The sequence below is a fragment of the Roseburia rectibacter genome, assembly GCF_014287515.2.
GTDB classification, from domain to species: Bacteria; Bacillota; Clostridia; order Lachnospirales; family Lachnospiraceae; genus Roseburia; species Roseburia rectibacter.
Map to the genome: position 1 here is coordinate 3,809,901 of NZ_CP092473.1, position 16,097 is coordinate 3,825,997.

Annotated in this window: 14 protein-coding genes and 3 pseudogenes; 2 read left to right on the forward strand and 15 right to left on the reverse strand. The window is 42.7% G+C overall.

Going from position 1 to position 16,097, the window contains the following annotated elements:
* Positions 1 to 62: 62 nt before the first annotated feature.
* From fabF to H8S51_RS17525, 14 genes are all read right to left on the reverse strand, one after another.
* Positions 63 to 1,304: a beta-ketoacyl-ACP synthase II gene (gene fabF, locus H8S51_RS17460; protein ID WP_186899253.1), complete on the reverse strand. Its 1,242-nt coding sequence runs from the start codon at positions 1,302 to 1,304 to the stop codon at positions 63 to 65.
* Between the two features lie 89 nt (positions 1,305 to 1,393).
* Positions 1,394 to 2,134 (reverse strand): 3-oxoacyl-[acyl-carrier-protein] reductase, encoded by a 741-nt coding sequence (fabG, locus tag H8S51_RS17465; RefSeq protein WP_186899254.1) that lies wholly within the window; start codon positions 2,132 to 2,134, stop codon positions 1,394 to 1,396.
* Between the two features lie 93 nt (positions 2,135 to 2,227).
* Complete coding sequence (gene fabD / locus H8S51_RS17470; protein WP_186899255.1) at positions 2,228 to 3,145, reverse strand: ACP S-malonyltransferase; 918 nt, start codon at positions 3,143 to 3,145, stop codon at positions 2,228 to 2,230.
* Between the two features lie 119 nt (positions 3,146 to 3,264).
* The gene (fabK, locus tag H8S51_RS17475; protein ID WP_186899256.1) at positions 3,265 to 4,188 is read right to left on the reverse strand and encodes an enoyl-[acyl-carrier-protein] reductase FabK; all 924 of its coding nucleotides are present in this window, start codon (positions 4,186 to 4,188) and stop codon (positions 3,265 to 3,267) included.
* A 2-nt stretch (positions 4,189 to 4,190) separates the two neighbouring features.
* A complete protein-coding gene (gene acpP / locus H8S51_RS17480; protein ID WP_117922041.1) occupies positions 4,191 to 4,421 on the reverse strand; it encodes an acyl carrier protein in 231 nt (76 codons plus the stop codon).
* A 327-nt stretch (positions 4,422 to 4,748) separates the two neighbouring features.
* Positions 4,749 to 7,514, reverse strand: a complete 2,766-nt coding sequence (locus H8S51_RS17485; protein ID WP_186899257.1) for a leucine-rich repeat protein — start codon at positions 7,512 to 7,514, stop codon at positions 4,749 to 4,751.
* A 40-nt stretch (positions 7,515 to 7,554) separates the two neighbouring features.
* The gene (locus H8S51_RS17490) at positions 7,555 to 10,269 is read right to left on the reverse strand and encodes a leucine-rich repeat protein (RefSeq protein ID WP_186899258.1); all 2,715 of its coding nucleotides are present in this window, start codon (positions 10,267 to 10,269) and stop codon (positions 7,555 to 7,557) included.
* A 187-nt stretch (positions 10,270 to 10,456) separates the two neighbouring features.
* The gene (locus H8S51_RS17495; RefSeq protein WP_006855307.1) at positions 10,457 to 10,870 is read right to left on the reverse strand and encodes a M67 family metallopeptidase; all 414 of its coding nucleotides are present in this window, start codon (positions 10,868 to 10,870) and stop codon (positions 10,457 to 10,459) included.
* 14 nt (positions 10,871 to 10,884) lie between these two features.
* On the reverse strand, positions 10,885 to 11,694 hold the full coding sequence (locus tag H8S51_RS17500) for a HesA/MoeB/ThiF family protein (RefSeq protein WP_006855308.1): 810 nt from the start codon (positions 11,692 to 11,694) through the stop codon (positions 10,885 to 10,887).
* A complete protein-coding gene (thiS, locus tag H8S51_RS17505) occupies positions 11,678 to 11,899 on the reverse strand; it encodes a sulfur carrier protein ThiS (protein ID WP_117922037.1) in 222 nt (73 codons plus the stop codon). The genes H8S51_RS17500 and thiS overlap by 17 nt, the downstream gene beginning before the upstream one ends.
* Positions 11,900 to 11,939: 40 nt before the next feature.
* The gene (locus H8S51_RS17510; RefSeq protein WP_186899259.1) at positions 11,940 to 12,260 is read right to left on the reverse strand and encodes a thioredoxin family protein; all 321 of its coding nucleotides are present in this window, start codon (positions 12,258 to 12,260) and stop codon (positions 11,940 to 11,942) included.
* 8 nt (positions 12,261 to 12,268) lie between these two features.
* Complete coding sequence (locus H8S51_RS17515; protein ID WP_022111933.1) at positions 12,269 to 12,520, reverse strand: sulfurtransferase TusA family protein; 252 nt, start codon at positions 12,518 to 12,520, stop codon at positions 12,269 to 12,271.
* 121 nt (positions 12,521 to 12,641) lie between these two features.
* Positions 12,642 to 13,508 (reverse strand): 4Fe-4S binding protein, encoded by an 867-nt coding sequence (locus H8S51_RS17520; protein ID WP_186899260.1) that lies wholly within the window; start codon positions 13,506 to 13,508, stop codon positions 12,642 to 12,644.
* Positions 13,509 to 13,620: 112 nt separating this feature from the next.
* Entirely contained in the window at positions 13,621 to 14,853 is a 1,233-nt protein-coding gene (locus H8S51_RS17525; RefSeq protein ID WP_186899261.1) for an O-acetylhomoserine aminocarboxypropyltransferase/cysteine synthase family protein, read from the reverse strand.
* Positions 14,854 to 15,105: 252 nt separating this feature from the next.
* Between H8S51_RS17525 and H8S51_RS18480 the strand changes: the two are divergent.
* Positions 15,106 to 15,174, forward strand: a pseudogene (locus H8S51_RS18480) (LysR family transcriptional regulator); the annotation flags it as partial.
* Positions 15,166 to 15,339 (forward strand): annotated as a pseudogene (locus tag H8S51_RS17530) (carboxymuconolactone decarboxylase family protein); the annotation flags it as partial. The pseudogenes H8S51_RS18480 and H8S51_RS17530, both read left to right, overlap by 9 nt.
* 330 nt (positions 15,340 to 15,669) lie before the next feature.
* Here H8S51_RS17530 and H8S51_RS17535 read toward each other — a convergent pair.
* A pseudogene (locus H8S51_RS17535) lies at positions 15,670 to 16,077 on the reverse strand (NifB/NifX family molybdenum-iron cluster-binding protein); the annotation flags it as partial.
* Between the last annotated feature and the right edge of the window lie 20 nt (positions 16,078 to 16,097).

Sequence of the window (16,097 nt, forward strand, 5' to 3'; positions counted from 1 at the left end):
TCCTTATTTTTCCAATATATTGATTGTATGGATTGACCGGCAAATGATGTTTGATGTCAAGATCAAATAGCATCTCTGTATTTTTTCAGCAGGATACTTGCATTATGCCCGCCAAAACCAAGCGAGTTGCTCAGCGCATATGGCACATCCATCTGCACTGCTTCTTTGCAGTAATCAAGGTCAAGTTCCTCATCCGGCGTTGTATAACCAACTGTCGCGTGTACAAAACTATCCTGGATTTCTTTGACACAGGCCACAAATTCAATGGCTCCTGCCGCACCGAGCAAATGTCCGACCATGGATTTGGTGGAATTAACTTTCATATCATATGCATGCTCACCAAATGCAAGTTTGATCGCACGCGTCTCAAACAGATCGTTATGATGTGTAGAGGTTCCATGTGCATTGATATAAGTCACGTCTTCCGGACGTATTCCTGCATCTTCCACCGCATTTGTCATGGCGCGGGCTGCACCGGCACCATCCTCAGCAGGCGAAGTAATATGGTATGCATCGGATGATGTTCCGTATCCGACTACTTCCGCATATATTTTTGCTCCACGTGCTTTTGCATGTTCTAATTCCTCTAATACAACGATCGCAGCACCTTCTCCCATCACAAAACCACTGCGGTTTTTGTCAAATGGAATCGAGCATTTTGCCGGATCACTCTCAGTGGAAAGCGCCGTCAGTGATGTAAATCCGGCAATTCCAAGCGGACAGATTGCGCCCTCTGTTCCACCGGCAACCATCACATCTGCTTCACCATACTGAATACTCCGGAATGCCTCACCGATACTGTTTGTTCCGGTTGCGCATGCCGTTACCACGTTGATGCTCTTTCCTTTTAAACCGAATGCGATCGAGACATTTCCGGCTGCCATATTGGAAATGACAAGCGGTACGAACAGCGGATTCACTTTTGACGGTCCTTTTTCCAACAGTCTTTTGTGCTCACGCTCAATTCCCCCAAGACTTCCGACTCCGTTTCCGACTGATACGCCGACGCGGTAAGGATCTTCTTTTTCCATATCTAATGCTGCATCTGTGATCGCCTCTTTTGCAGCTGCCACCGCGTACTGGCAGAACAGTTCCATACGTCTTGCCGTCTTCGCATCCATATACTGTTTTGCATCGAAATCTTTTACTTCGGCTGCAAGATGACATTTATATCCTTCTGTATCAAATTTTGTGATCTCACCGAAACCGGTTTTTCCTTCTTTTACGGACTGCCAGAACTCCTCCACACTAAGTCCGATCGGAGTGATCGCGCCCATTCCTGTTACCACTACTCGTCTGCTCATAACTTTTCCTTTCCATTTTCAAGCCCCAAATTCAGGCTTTTCCTTTTTGATCCGACACAATACCCATGCAGTCAAAATGTTTTTACTGCTTATATGCTCATACCGCCGTCCACGGAAATCACCTGTCCTGTGATGTAGGATGCTTTTTCTGATGCCAGAAATGTTACTACCTCCGCAATATCTTCCACCTTTCCGGCTCTTCCGAGCGGAATCTGTGTTTTCACTGCTTCTTTCGCCTTATCTGTCATCTGTGCTGTCATTTCCGTATCAATAAATCCCGGTGCAACCGCATTGCAGGTGATTCCGCGGGAAGAAAGTTCCCTTGCCACACTTTTGGTAAGTCCGATCACTCCCGCCTTGCTTGCACTGTAATTTGCCTGTCCGGCATTTCCAAGAATACCGGATACAGAGGAAAGATTGATGATCGTTCCGGAGCGCTGTTTTAACAGGTAGCGTGAAAAATGACGGATCGTGTTGAATGTCCCCTTAAGATTTGTTGCAATGACTGCATCAAATGCTTCCTCACTCATCTTCATCAAAAGATCATCTCTCGTGATTCCTGCATTGTTGACAAGAATATCCAGATGCCCATAGTTCTCTATAATGTCTTTTGCCATCTTTTCACAGGCACTGTAATCAGAAACATTGCATCCATAAACAGCCGCCTTACCGCCATCTGCAAGGATTTCTGCGGCAACAGCATCCGCACGCTCTTTTGAACCATTGTAATTGATGATGACAAAAGCACCTTCTTTTGCAAGACTTTTTGCGATCGCAGCTCCGATGCCGCGGCTTGCACCAGTGACCAGTGCTGTCTTATTTGTTAACATAACTTCTCCTTTTTCTGATAACTGCGGCACCATGCCTTCGTTATTAAAAATAATTTTTAAGTTAACGAAAGCTGATAACATTGATTCCGCGTATTAATTCTCCGCAATAAACTTCTTGAAATCCTCAAACTTATCAATGTTGACTGCCGTTACATCGCGGTTGATTTTACGCATAAATCCGGTCAGTGTTTTTCCCGGTCCGATCTCTATAAACAGATCTGCGCCATCTGCGATCAGTCGCTCGATCGTCTGCTGCCATCGGACAGATGAGGATACCTGTTTTTCCAGTAATGGCTTGATATCCTCTTCTTTGGTCACATAGTCTGCTGTCACATTGGCAACATAAGGAATTTCCGGGGTATGGACTGTCACCCGCTTTAATTCTTCTCCCAGCTTTTCTCCTGCACCTTTTAACATTGCAGAATGGAACGGACCGCTGACTTTTAAAGGAACGACACGTTTTGCTCCGGCTTCCTTACAGAGCTCACCTGCCGCTGTCACAGCTTCTTCTTCTCCGGTAATAACGATCTGCCCCGGACAGTTATAGTTTGCGATCGATACAATGCCTTCTGTTTTTTCACAGGCTTCCTCGATCTGCGCGGTATCTAATGCTAAAACTGCTGCCATTGCCCCACCTTCCGGCACTGCCTCCTGCATATAAATACCTCTCTTGCGCACCAGTGCAAACGCATCTTTTCTGCTCAATGCTCCACAGGCGATCAATGCCCCATACTCACCAAGACTTAAACCCGCCGTCACGTCTGCTTTGTAACCTTTTACCTGTAAGGCACGCAGGATTGCTGCCTCTGCAGTCAGCATACAGATCTGCGTATATTCTGTGATATTGATCTTATCATTTTCCTCAAAACATAACGCAGCGATATCAAGTGCTGACGCCTCGGATGCCTCCTCAAATACCTCCCTGCATTCCGGGATGGCATCGTAAAAATCCTTTGCCATTCCTATGTACTGTGCTCCCTGTCCCGGAAACATAAAAACCGTCTTTCCCATGTTAATCTCCATTCTTGCGCTGTCTTTTGCGCATCTCAAGTTTGTGCGTAAGCACAAATCTTGCGTGTGAAAAATCTTATTTTTCACACTAACCTCCGTTTTTTGCGCTTATTTTTGCACTATCTTCCAAGCAGTTTCTCTGCCTGTGTCACAACATCCTCAATGATCTCTTTACAGGTCTGCTCTTTTTTTACCATGCCCGCGCTCTGTCCTGCCATCAGGCTTCCGTTTACCACATCACCATCCATGACTGCCTTGCGCAGGGAACCAAGTGTAAGGTGCTCTAACTCTTCAAAGGATGCTCCCTCTTTTTCCAGTTTTAGATATTCGCGGCTCATCTGGTTGCGAAGAACCCGGATCGGATGTCCGGTGCTCATGCCTGTCACTTCTGAGTCAATGTCTTTTGCCTTGATGACACGCTCTTTATAGTTCGGATGCACGATGGATTCTTTTGCCACCACAAATCTGGTTCCCATCTGTACTCCTTCGGCGCCGAGCATAAATGCTGCTGCCATGCCTCTGCCGTCTGCAATTCCCCCTGCGGCAATGACCGGTATCTGTACTGCATCTGCCACCTGCGGAACGAGTGTCATGGTCGTCTGTGCACCGATATGTCCGCCAGACTCCATTCCCTCTGCAATGACTGCATCTGCTCCGCCACGTTCCATCATTCTTGCCATTGCAACACTTGCAACAACCGGAATCACGACAACGCCTGCCTTTTTCCATGCATCCATGAATTTTCCGGGATTTCCGGCACCTGTGGTCACAACCTTAACGCCCTCTTCAATGACGATCTGTGCAACCTCGGCTGCATTTGGATTTAACAGCATGACGTTCACGCCAAACGGTTTGTCAGTCAGCTTCTTTGCCTCCCTGATCTGCTCTCTGACCACCTCAGGCGGTGCACTTGCCGCTCCAATGATACCTAAACCTCCGGCATTTGAAACTGCCGCTGCAAGATGATATTCCGCAACCCATGCCATACCACCCTGAATGACCGGATATTTCGTTCCCAGCAGTTTGCTTACCCTTGTCTCCATACTTAAGCTACACCTTTTCCTTTTAAGTACTCAACAACATCATTGACAGTTACGATAGAAGTTAAATCCTCCGATGGGATCTCAACACCAAACTCTTCCTCAAGAGCCATAACAAGTTCGAATAAATCTAAGGAATCTGCTCCTAAATCATCTTTGAAATTAGACTCTGCCTTGATTTCAGACTCATTTACATTTAACTGCTCTGCAATAATCGGGATCATTTTCTCTAACATATTTTTCTCCTTTTCTGCGCATACCTTATTATTTTTCCAGCGCCTTGCCCTCATTTCTATTGTGGGCCGATTTTCTTTTCTTATTTTCTGATTCATGTAATCATTTGCCTTTCAAATAGTTTGATAGTCAAATAATTAGCTTTTCAAAGTATATGTCTGATGGAAATATTTGTCAAGGTAATTTGATAAATTTTTGCAAAATGGTACTTAGGTATCAGGAACCATAAATAGAAAAAAAGAACAACCATAAACACTGTGTTTATAGCTGTTCTTACATTAATTCTTTTAAATTTTTTAATCTTTTATTTCCGAAAATAACAGGAGCAATCACTTTCTGACCGTCACAGTTTTCACCTTACTATAAGTTCCCTGCACTCTTTTCCCGCGGGAATTTTTATAAGAGCATACACGGACATAGTATTTCTTTCCCGGCTTTAATTTTGTGATTTTTTTGGTAATGGTTTTGTTTTTTGTGACAACAACTTTTTTTACATTCTTTTTGAATTTCTTATCCATGGAATACTGAACGATATAACCGGATGCTTTCTTGTCCTTTTTCCATTTTACTTCAAATGTCTTTGCCTTTTTGGATTTCAGAGAAGTAATCTGGTTCTTCACCGGTTTTACCGTTAAAGTAATCGTCTTTGTTGCTGCCTTATATTTTCCTTTTGCAGCCGCTTTGATCGTGATTTTTGTCTGTCCGTAACTCTTTAATTTGATTTTTCCGGTCTTACTTATGGCTGCGATCTTTTTATCTGCCACCTTGTAGGTCAGTTTTGCCCCACAACTTGATTTGGCACCTATGGCAAACGTTTTTGTGCTGTAGGTCTTTGTAATATTTTTAGCTTTTATGGTCTGTTTCTTTTTCTGCTGTGTGGCATTACCGTTCTGGTCTGACGGCTTATCCGGCTGATTCGGAGTATCTGTCTGCCCCGGCTTTTCTGTCTGATCCGGCTTTTGTGTCTGCCCCGGTTCATCTGTCTGATCTGTTATTTTTTCTACATTTAACGTAACTATTTTCTGCGCTGCCGCACAGGTATCTGTCTCTGATGCCGAGATAATAATTTTTACTGTCCCGGAACCTAAGATATATCCTTTTCCATCTGCATCTATTTTTACGATTTTTTCGTTTTCTGACCGGTAAGATATCTTACCATCCCCATCTGACTTTGCGTCAAGATAGAAAATATTCAGATCCTTTTTATCTGCCTGATAAGAATACGTGATCTTTTGCACACGCTTTTGATCCGTTTCTTTATTTTTTATTGTAATATAAATTTCTGTCTGCGCCATTTTACAATTTTGCGTCGCAGATGCCGTGAGCACAATATTGGTCGTACCTGCTCCGATGATCTTTACAGCTCCATTTTCAGATACCTGAATGATATCTTCGTTTCCCGAATAAAAACTTAGAGTTCCATCCCCGGTTGTTTTTGCAGTGATCTTAAAATCCGGATCTCCAACCGTTTTTTCAATGTTATCATTATCTGTCGTAATCGTCTGGGTTTTCCGTTCGTCGGCTACCTTACTTTTTATATTGTTATTTTTCGCATATTTTTCTGCAGCAGAACCTGAACTACAGTATATCGTTAAATTGTTGCAATACGAAAACGCATTGTCTGCTATTGTTTTTACCCCGTCCGGTATGGTAATACCGGTCAGATTTGTACAGCCACCAAACGCATTATCCGGAATATCTGAAATATTTTTGGAAATTGTTACCTCTGTCAACGCATCACAATACCGGAAAGCCCATGCCCCCAAATCTTTAACACTGTCCGGCAGATGTACCTGCTGCATGGAATCACACCTATAAAAGGCATAGTTTCCTATATCCGTAAGCTGATTTGAGAACCGGACTTTTATAAGCGAGGAACAGGATTTAAATGCATCTTCGCCAATGCTCTTTACGCTGTCCGGCATATCTACCGATGTGATCTTTTCACAGTTACTGAAGGAACCGTCAAGGATTCCCACCGTCCCCTCTAAGATCTTCACGCTGCCTTTTTTCCCGGCAGGACAATTAATCAACACGAGTCTGCCTTCCTCTGTGCCATACAATATGCCATCCTCTGATCTGTATATCGTATTCCCTGCCGCCACATTGATCGTCTCTAAGTGATCACAGCTGCCGAACACATTGTTTCCTATTTTTGTTGTCTTAGCCGGAATTGTGATCTGTTTTAAATTTTGGCAATAAAAAAATGCTTCTTTTCCGATCGACTCCAGATTCGCCGGAAGTATCATCGTCTCCATTCCGGTCGAAAAAAATGCCCGTTCTCCAATACTTTTTACACTATCAGGAAGTGTAACTTTCGTTGTAAGACAATCCCAGAATGCAAAATCTCCGATATGCTCTACTCCATCCGGCACATTCATATCAGTCTTGCGGCCTGACGGACAATAACAAACTGTTTTTCCATTCTTTTCATATAACACGTTATCTTTAACCTGATATCTCGTATTATTGCCTGAAACCTTTATCTCTGTCAGCGCAGCACAGGAACCTATGATATCACCATTAATATTATAAGTGCCCTCTGTAAAATCAATACTTGTCAGCCGATTGCAGCTTGTAAACACAAGTCTATCCATTTTGATTATGGATTTGGGAAGAACAACACTTTTCAAATGAGTTTCGGAAAATGTCTGCATACCAATCTCTTCTACACCTTCTGCCATTGTGACACTTTCCAGATTGCTGCATCCATAAAATGCCAGTATTTCAATTTTCCGTACATTTCCCGGAATGATTACGCTTTTGATGTATTTATTATTCTGAAATGCTGACTTGCCAATTCTACGGACATTTGAAGGGATTGTAACCGTCTCTGCTGTTCCGGTATATTTTGTCAACAGACCGTTGTTGATCGTAAATTCACCCGTATCTGCTGTTTTTGTATCTTCTTCAGTTTCAAACACCTGTTTTTCTGCATTTTCCGGCTCTGCTGCTTCTGTTTCCTCTATGTATTCTGTCGCAGCTATATATTCCATCACTCCTGCATTTTCTGCCGCCTGTACGGACAATAGATTTACGCCTGCAGCTAAAATAGCTGCTCCCAGCATTCCAGTCAGTATTCTTTTCATTTTCATAACGTTTCTCCATCCTTTACCACTTTTATGCCGATGCATATCACTTCAATTTTACACTTTTTACCGTACCATAACTTCCCTGTACTTTTTTTCCGTGAGAATTTTTATATGCACACACACGGACATAATATTTCTTTCCCGGTTTTAATTTCGTGATCTTTTTCGTAACGGTCTGGTTTTTTGTGACAACAGCTTTTTTCACATTCTTTTTGAATTTCTTATCTGTGGAGTACTGAATGATATAACCGGATGCCTTCTTATCCTTTTTCCATTTTACCTGTAACGTCTTTGCCTTTAGCTGCTTTACAGAGGTTACTTTTACCTTTACCGGTTTTACGGTTAATGTGATCGTCTTTGTTGCTGCCTTATATTTTCCTTTTGCGGCTGCTTTGATCGTAATTTTTGTCTGTCCATAATTTTTCAGCTTGATCTTTCCGGTCTTACTTATGGTCGCAATTTTTTTATCTGCCACCTTGTATGTTAATTTACCTCCACCATTTGTCTTTGCTCCGATGGAAAATGTTTTTGTACTGTATGTCTTTGTGATATTTTTTGCTTTTATGGTCTGTTTCTTCTTTGTCTGCTGACCATCTGTTGTCCCGGATGTATTGTTGCCGCCATCAGAAGGTTTTTTATCCTCTGTTGTCTGTGAATCATCCTTCGACACGTTATCCGATGGTTTTTTCCCCGGATCTGTATTACTCTGTGTCTTTTTGGGCTTCACAGTTACTGTGACGATTGTCTCTGATGCATGATACAATTCCGTTTCTGATGCAAGAACAGTAATATGTGCTGTCCCCTGTTTTATTCCACAGACTTTTCCGGAAGCATCCACGCTTGCAACCGTTTTATCATCTGACACATAAGAAATTGTTCCGTCCCCATCCGTTGCAGCGTCTAATGCTACCGTATTTCCTTCATAGATACTGATAATATCCGCGACGGTGATCGTCTGCGATTTTTTCTTCACCACACCCCGGACACTGATATGGATCGTTTTCGATGCCCACTCGTAAGCGTCTGTTCTTGCAGCCGTGATCACGACATCTGTTGTTCCTGTTCCTTTGATCGTGACTTTTCCGTCAGCGCTTACCGTAACCACAGACTCATCCTTTACCTTATAAGTCAGCTTTCCATCTCCGTCTGTAGCTGCCTGAATATAAAATGACTCATCTCCATACATTTTTTCAAAGTCATTCGCTGTGATCGTCTGCCGTTTCTTCGCTGTGTTTCCATACGCATAAGAAATATCATTTTCTTTTGCGTAGCTTTCTGCACAGGTTCCCTCCTTACAGTAAATGAGCAGATCCCTGTCTCTCCGGCCGGTTTCAAATGCACCATCCTCTATGCTGGTTACGGACGCCGGAATGATCGCATACTGTAAATTATCACAGCCATCAAATGCCCTGTATTTTATACTGGTTACCCCTTCTGGAATCACGATATTTTCCAGAGACTCACACCCCGCAAACACTGCCTGATCAATGTCCGTTAATCTGGCTGGTAATTTGACACTCTTTAACGCTGTACAATCTTCAAATGCATACATTCCAATTTGCTCGATATTATCCGGCAGTTCAATTTTTTCCAGCGCACTGCATCCTTCAAAAGCACTGCTGTTGATTGTCTCTAAACTTTCCGGCAGTCTGACTTCTGTCACATATTTACAGTCATGAAATGCCTCCGTACCAATCTCATGCATTCCGTCTGCAACCGTAACAATTCCCTGTTTCATCGCAGGACATACCATCATTCTCATGTATTTCTTCTTTTCATATAAAATACCGTCCACACTTTTAAAATATGTGTTTTCCGGTACAACTATAATCTCTTCTAATGCCTTACAGTCCCTGAATACGTAACTTCCAACACTTGAAATTTTCGAAGTCAGCTCCAGTTTCTTTATCTTCTCACACCCCCACAGTGCCATATCATCAATCTTCCATAAGGTCTGTGGCAAGGTTATATTTTCAATATTTTTGCAGTTGTAAAAAGCTGCTTCTTCAATAACCTCAACGCCCTCCGGCAGTATGACCTGCGTTTTGCTGCTTCCCTGCGGAAAATAGTATAAATCTTCAACTGATTTATCATACAATATGTTATCCTGGACTTTGTATTTTGTACTGCCGGTGGCTTTTACTGTATTCACATTGGGCAGATCTACAATACGGTTAGAGATAACTGCCGTAGAAGTCGTTATATCCAGTTCCGTAATTAAATCACTTCCGCCAAAAGTAAAATCTTTCATCTCCGTAACGCTGCCCGGTATCATTACCGTTCCTTTTTTCGCAGAGGTACCGGAAACTGTTATGCTTTCTAAATTTTCACAACTTCTGAATGCATATGATGCGATCGTCTGTAAGGTCTTTGGCAGTTCCACAGACTTTAATTTCGTACAGTGATAAAATGCTCTATATCCTAATGCAGTAACCCCATCCGGAACTTTGACGCTCTCAATATCTTTTCCCTCAAATGCCGACTCACCGATGGAAGTTACCCCTGCCGGAATCGCAATCTCTGTTTCATACCCTCTGTAATCTGTTAAAACTCCATTTTCAATTACAAAACCATTTTTATCTTCTAGTGCATTGCCCACAGAAAACACATGCTCTGTCTCCGCCGCATCCTCCTCTGTTTCCATGATTTCTGTCACGTCCCTGTCTGCGTACAGATTCTGTGCCAACACAGGGGAAGCACTTATCTCTCCTGATAGCATCACTGCCGCTAATACTCCTAATAACATTTTCTTACTCACGCAATACTCCTCCAGCTGCCTGCTGCAACCTCATTTTCTTTTAAAGAAATCATTTTTCACAATATTTTTATCTTAGCGTATCATTATCATTTATGTCAATTGACGGTCTAGTCCTCTGGTACCATAAAACAAAAAATAAGTGTGAAAAAATTTTCTTCCACACTTATTTTTGTCTATGATTTTATTTTTACGCTTCGATCACAAGCTCTTCTTTTGTGACCTCTCCTTTTTCGATATGGAAAGAATTAAGTACAAGTTCCTCCGGATTCATCAGCGAAAGGATAAGATAGTTCATCTTCGGATCATACGCTAAGCGGATGTCTTCCTGGGACGGGCGTGACGGCGATTCCGGGTGCGAGTGAAAATTGCCGAGAAGTACGCCTTTTTTCTGGCGGATATCTTTGATCGCCGCAAGCTGCTCTGCCGGATCCATGGAAAAATGTTCCCTGCTCTCGTCTACGTTGCGAAGCAGATACACGTCTGTCACCACACGTTTGTCACCTTCCACATAGCCACCAAGCAGTCCGCATGCCTCGTTCGGGAGTCCTTTTTTTGCATGATCCACGATTTTATTGTAATCTTCCTGTTTTAAAATCAGCATATGCGCCTCCTAAGTTAAATACCGTCTGTGCAGACAACCTGCTCGTAGTCGATCAGTTCTGTGATTGTCGGATGTTTTCCACATACTGCGCAGCCATCAGTATTAGACGGCAGTTTAACTTTGTGGAACTCCTGATTGATTGCATCGTAGGTTAAAAGATAACCGGTTAAAAGTTTTCCTACACCGAGAATGTACTTGATTGCTTCCATTGCCTGTAAACTTCCGATCACACCGCCCATGGCACCGATGACACCTGCCTGTTTACAGGTCGGCACTGCATCCTTTGGTGGCGGGTTTTTGAATACACAGCGGTAGCATGGTCCTTCTCCCGGAACATAGGTCATAAGCTGTCCCTTAAAACGGATGATTCCTGCATGGGAAAATGGTTTTTTTGCCATGACACAGGCATCATTGATTAAAAACTTTGCGGGGAAATTATCAGTTCCGTCGATAATAAAATCATAATCTGCGATCAGATCCATAATATTTTCGCTTGTCACAAACTGACGATATGTTTTTACCGTTACATCCGGGTTCATTGCATTAATCGTCTCTTTTGCGGATTTTACTTTTGCTTTTCCAATATCAGCTGTGCCATGGATGATCTGACGCTGTAAATTAGAAAGATCGACCTCATCTGCATCTACGATACCAATGGTTCCCACACCTGCTGCACCAAGATACATTGCTGCCGGTGCTCCAAGTCCGCCTGCTCCGATAATCAGAACTTTTGCATTCAAAAGTTTTTTCTGTCCCTTTGCGCCGACTTCTTTTAAAATAATATGTCTTGAGTAACGCTCAATCTGCTCATCTGTTAATGCCATAGCTGCCTCCTCCCATGAAATATAAAAATTCTACGTTGTCACCATCTTTTAATACCGTTGACTGCACCTGGTCAGATGGAACAAATTCCTCATTGATGGAAACGGTCACATACTCCGGGGTTTCCACCTGCTCTAACTCGAACAGTTCTGTTAACTTTAAGTCATCTTTTACTTCTTTTTTGTTTCCTGCTACTGTGATCTGCATGTTTCTCCTCTTTTCCGCGGAACCTTTTTTTGTCTGCCCGCTATTTTAAATTTTCATCGATCCAGGCTTCAATGTCAGCTTTTCCTGCTGCACCGGCTCTCTCTGCTTTGACTTCGCCCTGCACAAACAACCGCAGTGCCGGTACACCCATGACATCATACTTTTCTGCAAGCTCCATGTCATAATTGACATTGACTTTGTATACGGAAAGTGTGTCTTCGCGTTCGTCCTCAATATCCCCAAGCACCGGTGATAACTGCTTGCACGGAATACAGCTGTCTGAATAAAAATCAACCAGAACAGGCAGCGGATTTTTCAGGACTTTTTCTTCAAAATTGTCTTTGTTGATTCGCTGTGCCATGTTCCCTCCTATCCCTCTACCTTGCGGACGATCAGGTTATAAGTTCCATCTTCATTGTCCACCAGTTTTAAGATCTGATGTCCCTCTTCCTTGACACTGCGCGGTACGTTCTGTACCGGCTCACCATCGTTCATGCGGATGGCAATGACTTCGCCATCATCTAATTCCTCCAGCGCTACCTTTGCTTTTACGAAAGTGAGCGGGCATACTTTATCGGTAATATCTACTGTTTCGTCGATTGCAATTCCTGCGATTTCCATTTCTTCCCTCCTGTTTCTTCTTATTATAAATACTTTTTATTTGCTTATTTTGATTTACTTTCTACATACATGCTTTCGTTACATCTATTTTCCTGTATACATGTTTTTCTTCTCTAAATACTTACTTTCCCTCGTAAGCATCTTTTATCTTTTTGCGGAACTCATCCTCGCCGACACGCTGTAATGTCAGACGGAAACGCTCGCCCGGATTTGCATGGTCTCTGAAAAAGTCGATTGCCGCATCCGTGACACGGAACAATGTTTCTTTGTCATGTACGATCGGTAAAAGCTGTTCGCCTTTATAGATCTGATTGCCGAACAATCCACCGAAAGAAACCAGATATCCGCTGTTTCCTTCCCACGCATTGGTCGGGCAGGATTTTACGCAGCGTCCGCAGTAATTACACTTATCACGGTTGATCGTCACTTTATTTCCTTCACATTTGATCGCACCCTGACGGCATGCCTTTTCACAGACTCCACAGCCGATACATTTATCCTCTGCCCATGTAACCTCCATACCGCCTTTGATTCCGATATCATTTTCCTCTGCCTTTAAGCAGTTATTCTGGCATCCGGTCACACCAAATTTGAACTTGTGAGGAAGTTCGCGTCCAAAATAATGCTCATCTAACTCCTGCGCCAGTGAATAGGTATCGATACATCCGCTTGGACAGATCTCCGATCCCTGACAGGCCGTGACGGTACGGACTCTCGGTCCGCAGACACCCGGTTTCACGCCGCCTTTTGCAAGCTCTGCTTTTACTTCCTCGATATTCTCAAAATTGACAAACGGAATCTCGATTCCCTGTCTGGATGTCATATGTATATAGCCTTTTCCGTACTTTTCCGCAACCTCTGCCACGGTCTTAATATTTTCTGCAGTCAGATTACCTCCAACTACCTGGATTCTGAGTGAGAAAAATCCTTTCTGCTTCTGTCTCATGAATCCACCTTTTTTTAATGCTGCATAATCGACTCCCGCCATCTTTACACTCCTTATCTTTTCTGTTTTATATCCTAGTATTTTACTGTGCTTTTCTATTGTAACACATTAAAGTGCCCGTTTTAAAGTGTTACTGTAAAATTCGATATATTTTTCAGGAAAGGCTCTCAATTGCCTGTTTAAAATCCCAGATCAGATCATCTATATCCTCGATTCCGACGCTGATGCGCACCAGATCATCAAATACACCGCCTGCCCGCTTTTCTTCCTCTGTACTGTGTACGCTGATGGTCGATTCCGGATGAATGACAAGCGATTTGGTATCACCGATGTTCGATACCTTAAGCGGATATTTTAATGCATTGATAAATGCAAATGCCCGCTCCTTGCTGCCAAGCCTTAAGGTAAAGATGCCGCCGTAGTGACCGTCAAACTGGCTTGCTGCAATTTCATGCCAGCTGCTTGATTTCAGTCCTGCATAATTTACTGTGATATCTTTATAATTTTCTTCGATATAAGCCGCAAGCTGCATTGCATTGTCGCAGATACGCTCCATGCGAAGTCCCAATGTCTCAAGCCCAATGCTGTTTAAAAATGCATTTTGCGGCGAAAGACAGGCTCCGGTGTTGCGGAACAGTCCGTTTCTGAGCTTTGCTGTATATGCAAACGGTCCGAATTTTACAAAATCACGCATGCCTGGATATTTTTCCGTATCCCACTTAAAGGTTCCGCCGTCTGTGATCACTCCACTGATGGAATTGCTGTTTCCATTGATATATTTCGAAGAAGAGTTCACAACGATGTCTGCTCCCAGAGAAAGCGGTTTTACCAGATACGCAGTGGCTGCCGTGTTGTCGATGATCAGCGGTACGCCATTTTCATGTGCCAGCTTTGCAAGTGCCTTAATATCTGTCACATCCAGTCTTGGATTTCCGAGTGTCTCCGCAAAATAAAGTCTTGTGTGTGCATTGGTTGCCTTGCAGAATGCATCAAGATCGTTATTCTCCACATAATGTGTTTTGATGCCAAATGCTTCCAGATCCCGGAAAAGATCAATGCTTCCACCATAAAGGCTCGCGCTTGATACGATCTCATCGCCTGCCTGTAAAATATTTGCAAATGCATTAAACATTGCAGCCATTCCGGATGCACAGGCAACGCTTGATTTACCGCCCTCTAACACAGTCATCCTTTTCTCAAATGCCTCAACGGTCGGATTATTGATCCTCGTATAGGAAAATCCCGGAGCCTGATTATGAAATATCTTTTCCAGACGCTCCGCCGATTCCTGTTCAAATGCACTCGACTGATAAATTGGTGTTAATGTTGCTCCCGTCTGCGGTTCCCCCCGAAAAGCACCGTGCAGCAAAGATGTATTAAATTTCACTGTATCGCTCCTTTTATTTCCTACTTGTCGTATAGGAATAATATGTTTTAACTGAGTATAGCAGTAAAGATAATAAATTGCAAGAAGTTTTTTCCACTTTTTTTATTTTTCTATTTTTGCGGATTGGATGACCGGAAGCGGTGTCGGACATTACGAATGATATGATTTGCGGGCAGGATTGAAATTGTATGCATTCGTTTTATTTAATGATATAATGAAGAGAATAAAATGGAAGTTGTGGGAATAAAAAATATGGAATTAAGACTATTGCGCTATTTTTTGACAGTGGCAAAAGAACAGAGCTTTACAAAAGCAGCAGAAATGAAGCCTGGTGACTGTATCAATATTCCGGCAGAAGTGAAACACTGGCATGGTGCCGCACCGGATGAATGGTTTTCTCATCTGGCAATTGAAGTACCTGGTGAAGAGATATCGAATGAATGGTGTGAGCCGGTTGCCTATGAAATATATAAATTGCTCCGATAACTTCAAGTTTGCCAGATTCATATCTAACAGGTAGAACAGATTTTTTTATGGATAAGATGATGCTGGGGCAAATAAAGTTTTTTATCGTTCTATCATTGATAGTACCTTGAAAAATTGCACAAAGATCGGACTTTTTTTGTGACTTTGGGAGAAAATCAGAAAATCTTAGTATGCCTGTTAATTTAAAAAATTCTGAATAATAACTTCCTGAATAATAACTTCCTGAATAATAACTTCCTCTGCTTCTTCCTCTGTAAGTCCAAGTGTACGAAGTTTCAGAAGCTGTTCATCTATAATGGCATAATGTTAATGGCTTACCGCCAATGTTTGTTAGTGATTTCCCGCACAGCCATGCTTGTCCTCGCCACAATGATGCTCTCCGCATGAATGACCATCCTCATGATCGTGGTGTGTACAGTGAACATCCGGATTGTATGTCAGATTGCCTTCAAGATATGCTTTTACAGCTTCGTCTGCATCACCTGATACTCCACCGAACAGTTTTATTCCCGCAGCAGCAAGTGCAGCCTGTGCTCCTCCACCGATGCCACCACAGATCAGAACATCTATATCTGTTGAATTAAGAAATCCTGCAAGTGCACCATGTCCCTGTCCGTTTGTGTCCACAACCTGTGTGTTAACAATTTTGTTGTCCTCAAGATCGTACACTTTAAACTGCTCTGTGTGTCCGAAATGCTGAAAAATCTGTCCGTTTTCGTATGTCACTGCTATTCTCATTTTATCCTGTCTCCTTTATG

Excerpts from the sequence above, each read along its gene's own strand:
- fabF (WP_186899253.1), bottom strand. The coding sequence starts at position 1,304 with ATGAGCAGACGAGTAGTGGTAACAGGAATGGGCGCGATCACTCCGATC.
- fabG (WP_186899254.1), bottom strand. The coding sequence starts at position 2,134 with ATGTTAACAAATAAGACAGCACTGGTCACTGGTGCAAGCCGCGGCATC.
- fabD (WP_186899255.1), bottom strand. The coding sequence starts at position 3,145 with ATGGGAAAGACGGTTTTTATGTTTCCGGGACAGGGAGCACAGTACATA.
- fabK (WP_186899256.1), bottom strand. The coding sequence starts at position 4,188 with ATGGAGACAAGGGTAAGCAAACTGCTGGGAACGAAATATCCGGTCATT.
- acpP (WP_117922041.1), bottom strand. The coding sequence starts at position 4,421 with ATGTTAGAGAAAATGATCCCGATTATTGCAGAGCAGTTAAATGTAAAT.
- H8S51_RS17485 (WP_186899257.1), bottom strand. The coding sequence starts at position 7,514 with ATGAAAATGAAAAGAATACTGACTGGAATGCTGGGAGCAGCTATTTTA.
- H8S51_RS17495 (WP_006855307.1), bottom strand. The coding sequence starts at position 10,870 with ATGCTGATTTTAAAACAGGAAGATTACAATAAAATCGTGGATCATGCA.
- H8S51_RS17500 (WP_006855308.1), bottom strand. The coding sequence starts at position 11,694 with ATGGCATTAACAGATGAGCAGATTGAGCGTTACTCAAGACATATTATT.
- thiS (WP_117922037.1), bottom strand. The coding sequence starts at position 11,899 with ATGCAGATCACAGTAGCAGGAAACAAAAAAGAAGTAAAAGATGACTTA.
- H8S51_RS17510 (WP_186899259.1), bottom strand. The coding sequence starts at position 12,260 with ATGGCACAGCGAATCAACAAAGACAATTTTGAAGAAAAAGTCCTGAAA.
- H8S51_RS17515 (WP_022111933.1), bottom strand. The coding sequence starts at position 12,520 with ATGGAAATCGCAGGAATTGCAATCGACGAAACAGTAGATATTACCGAT.
- H8S51_RS17520 (WP_186899260.1), bottom strand. The coding sequence starts at position 13,508 with ATGGCGGGAGTCGATTATGCAGCATTAAAAAAAGGTGGATTCATGAGA.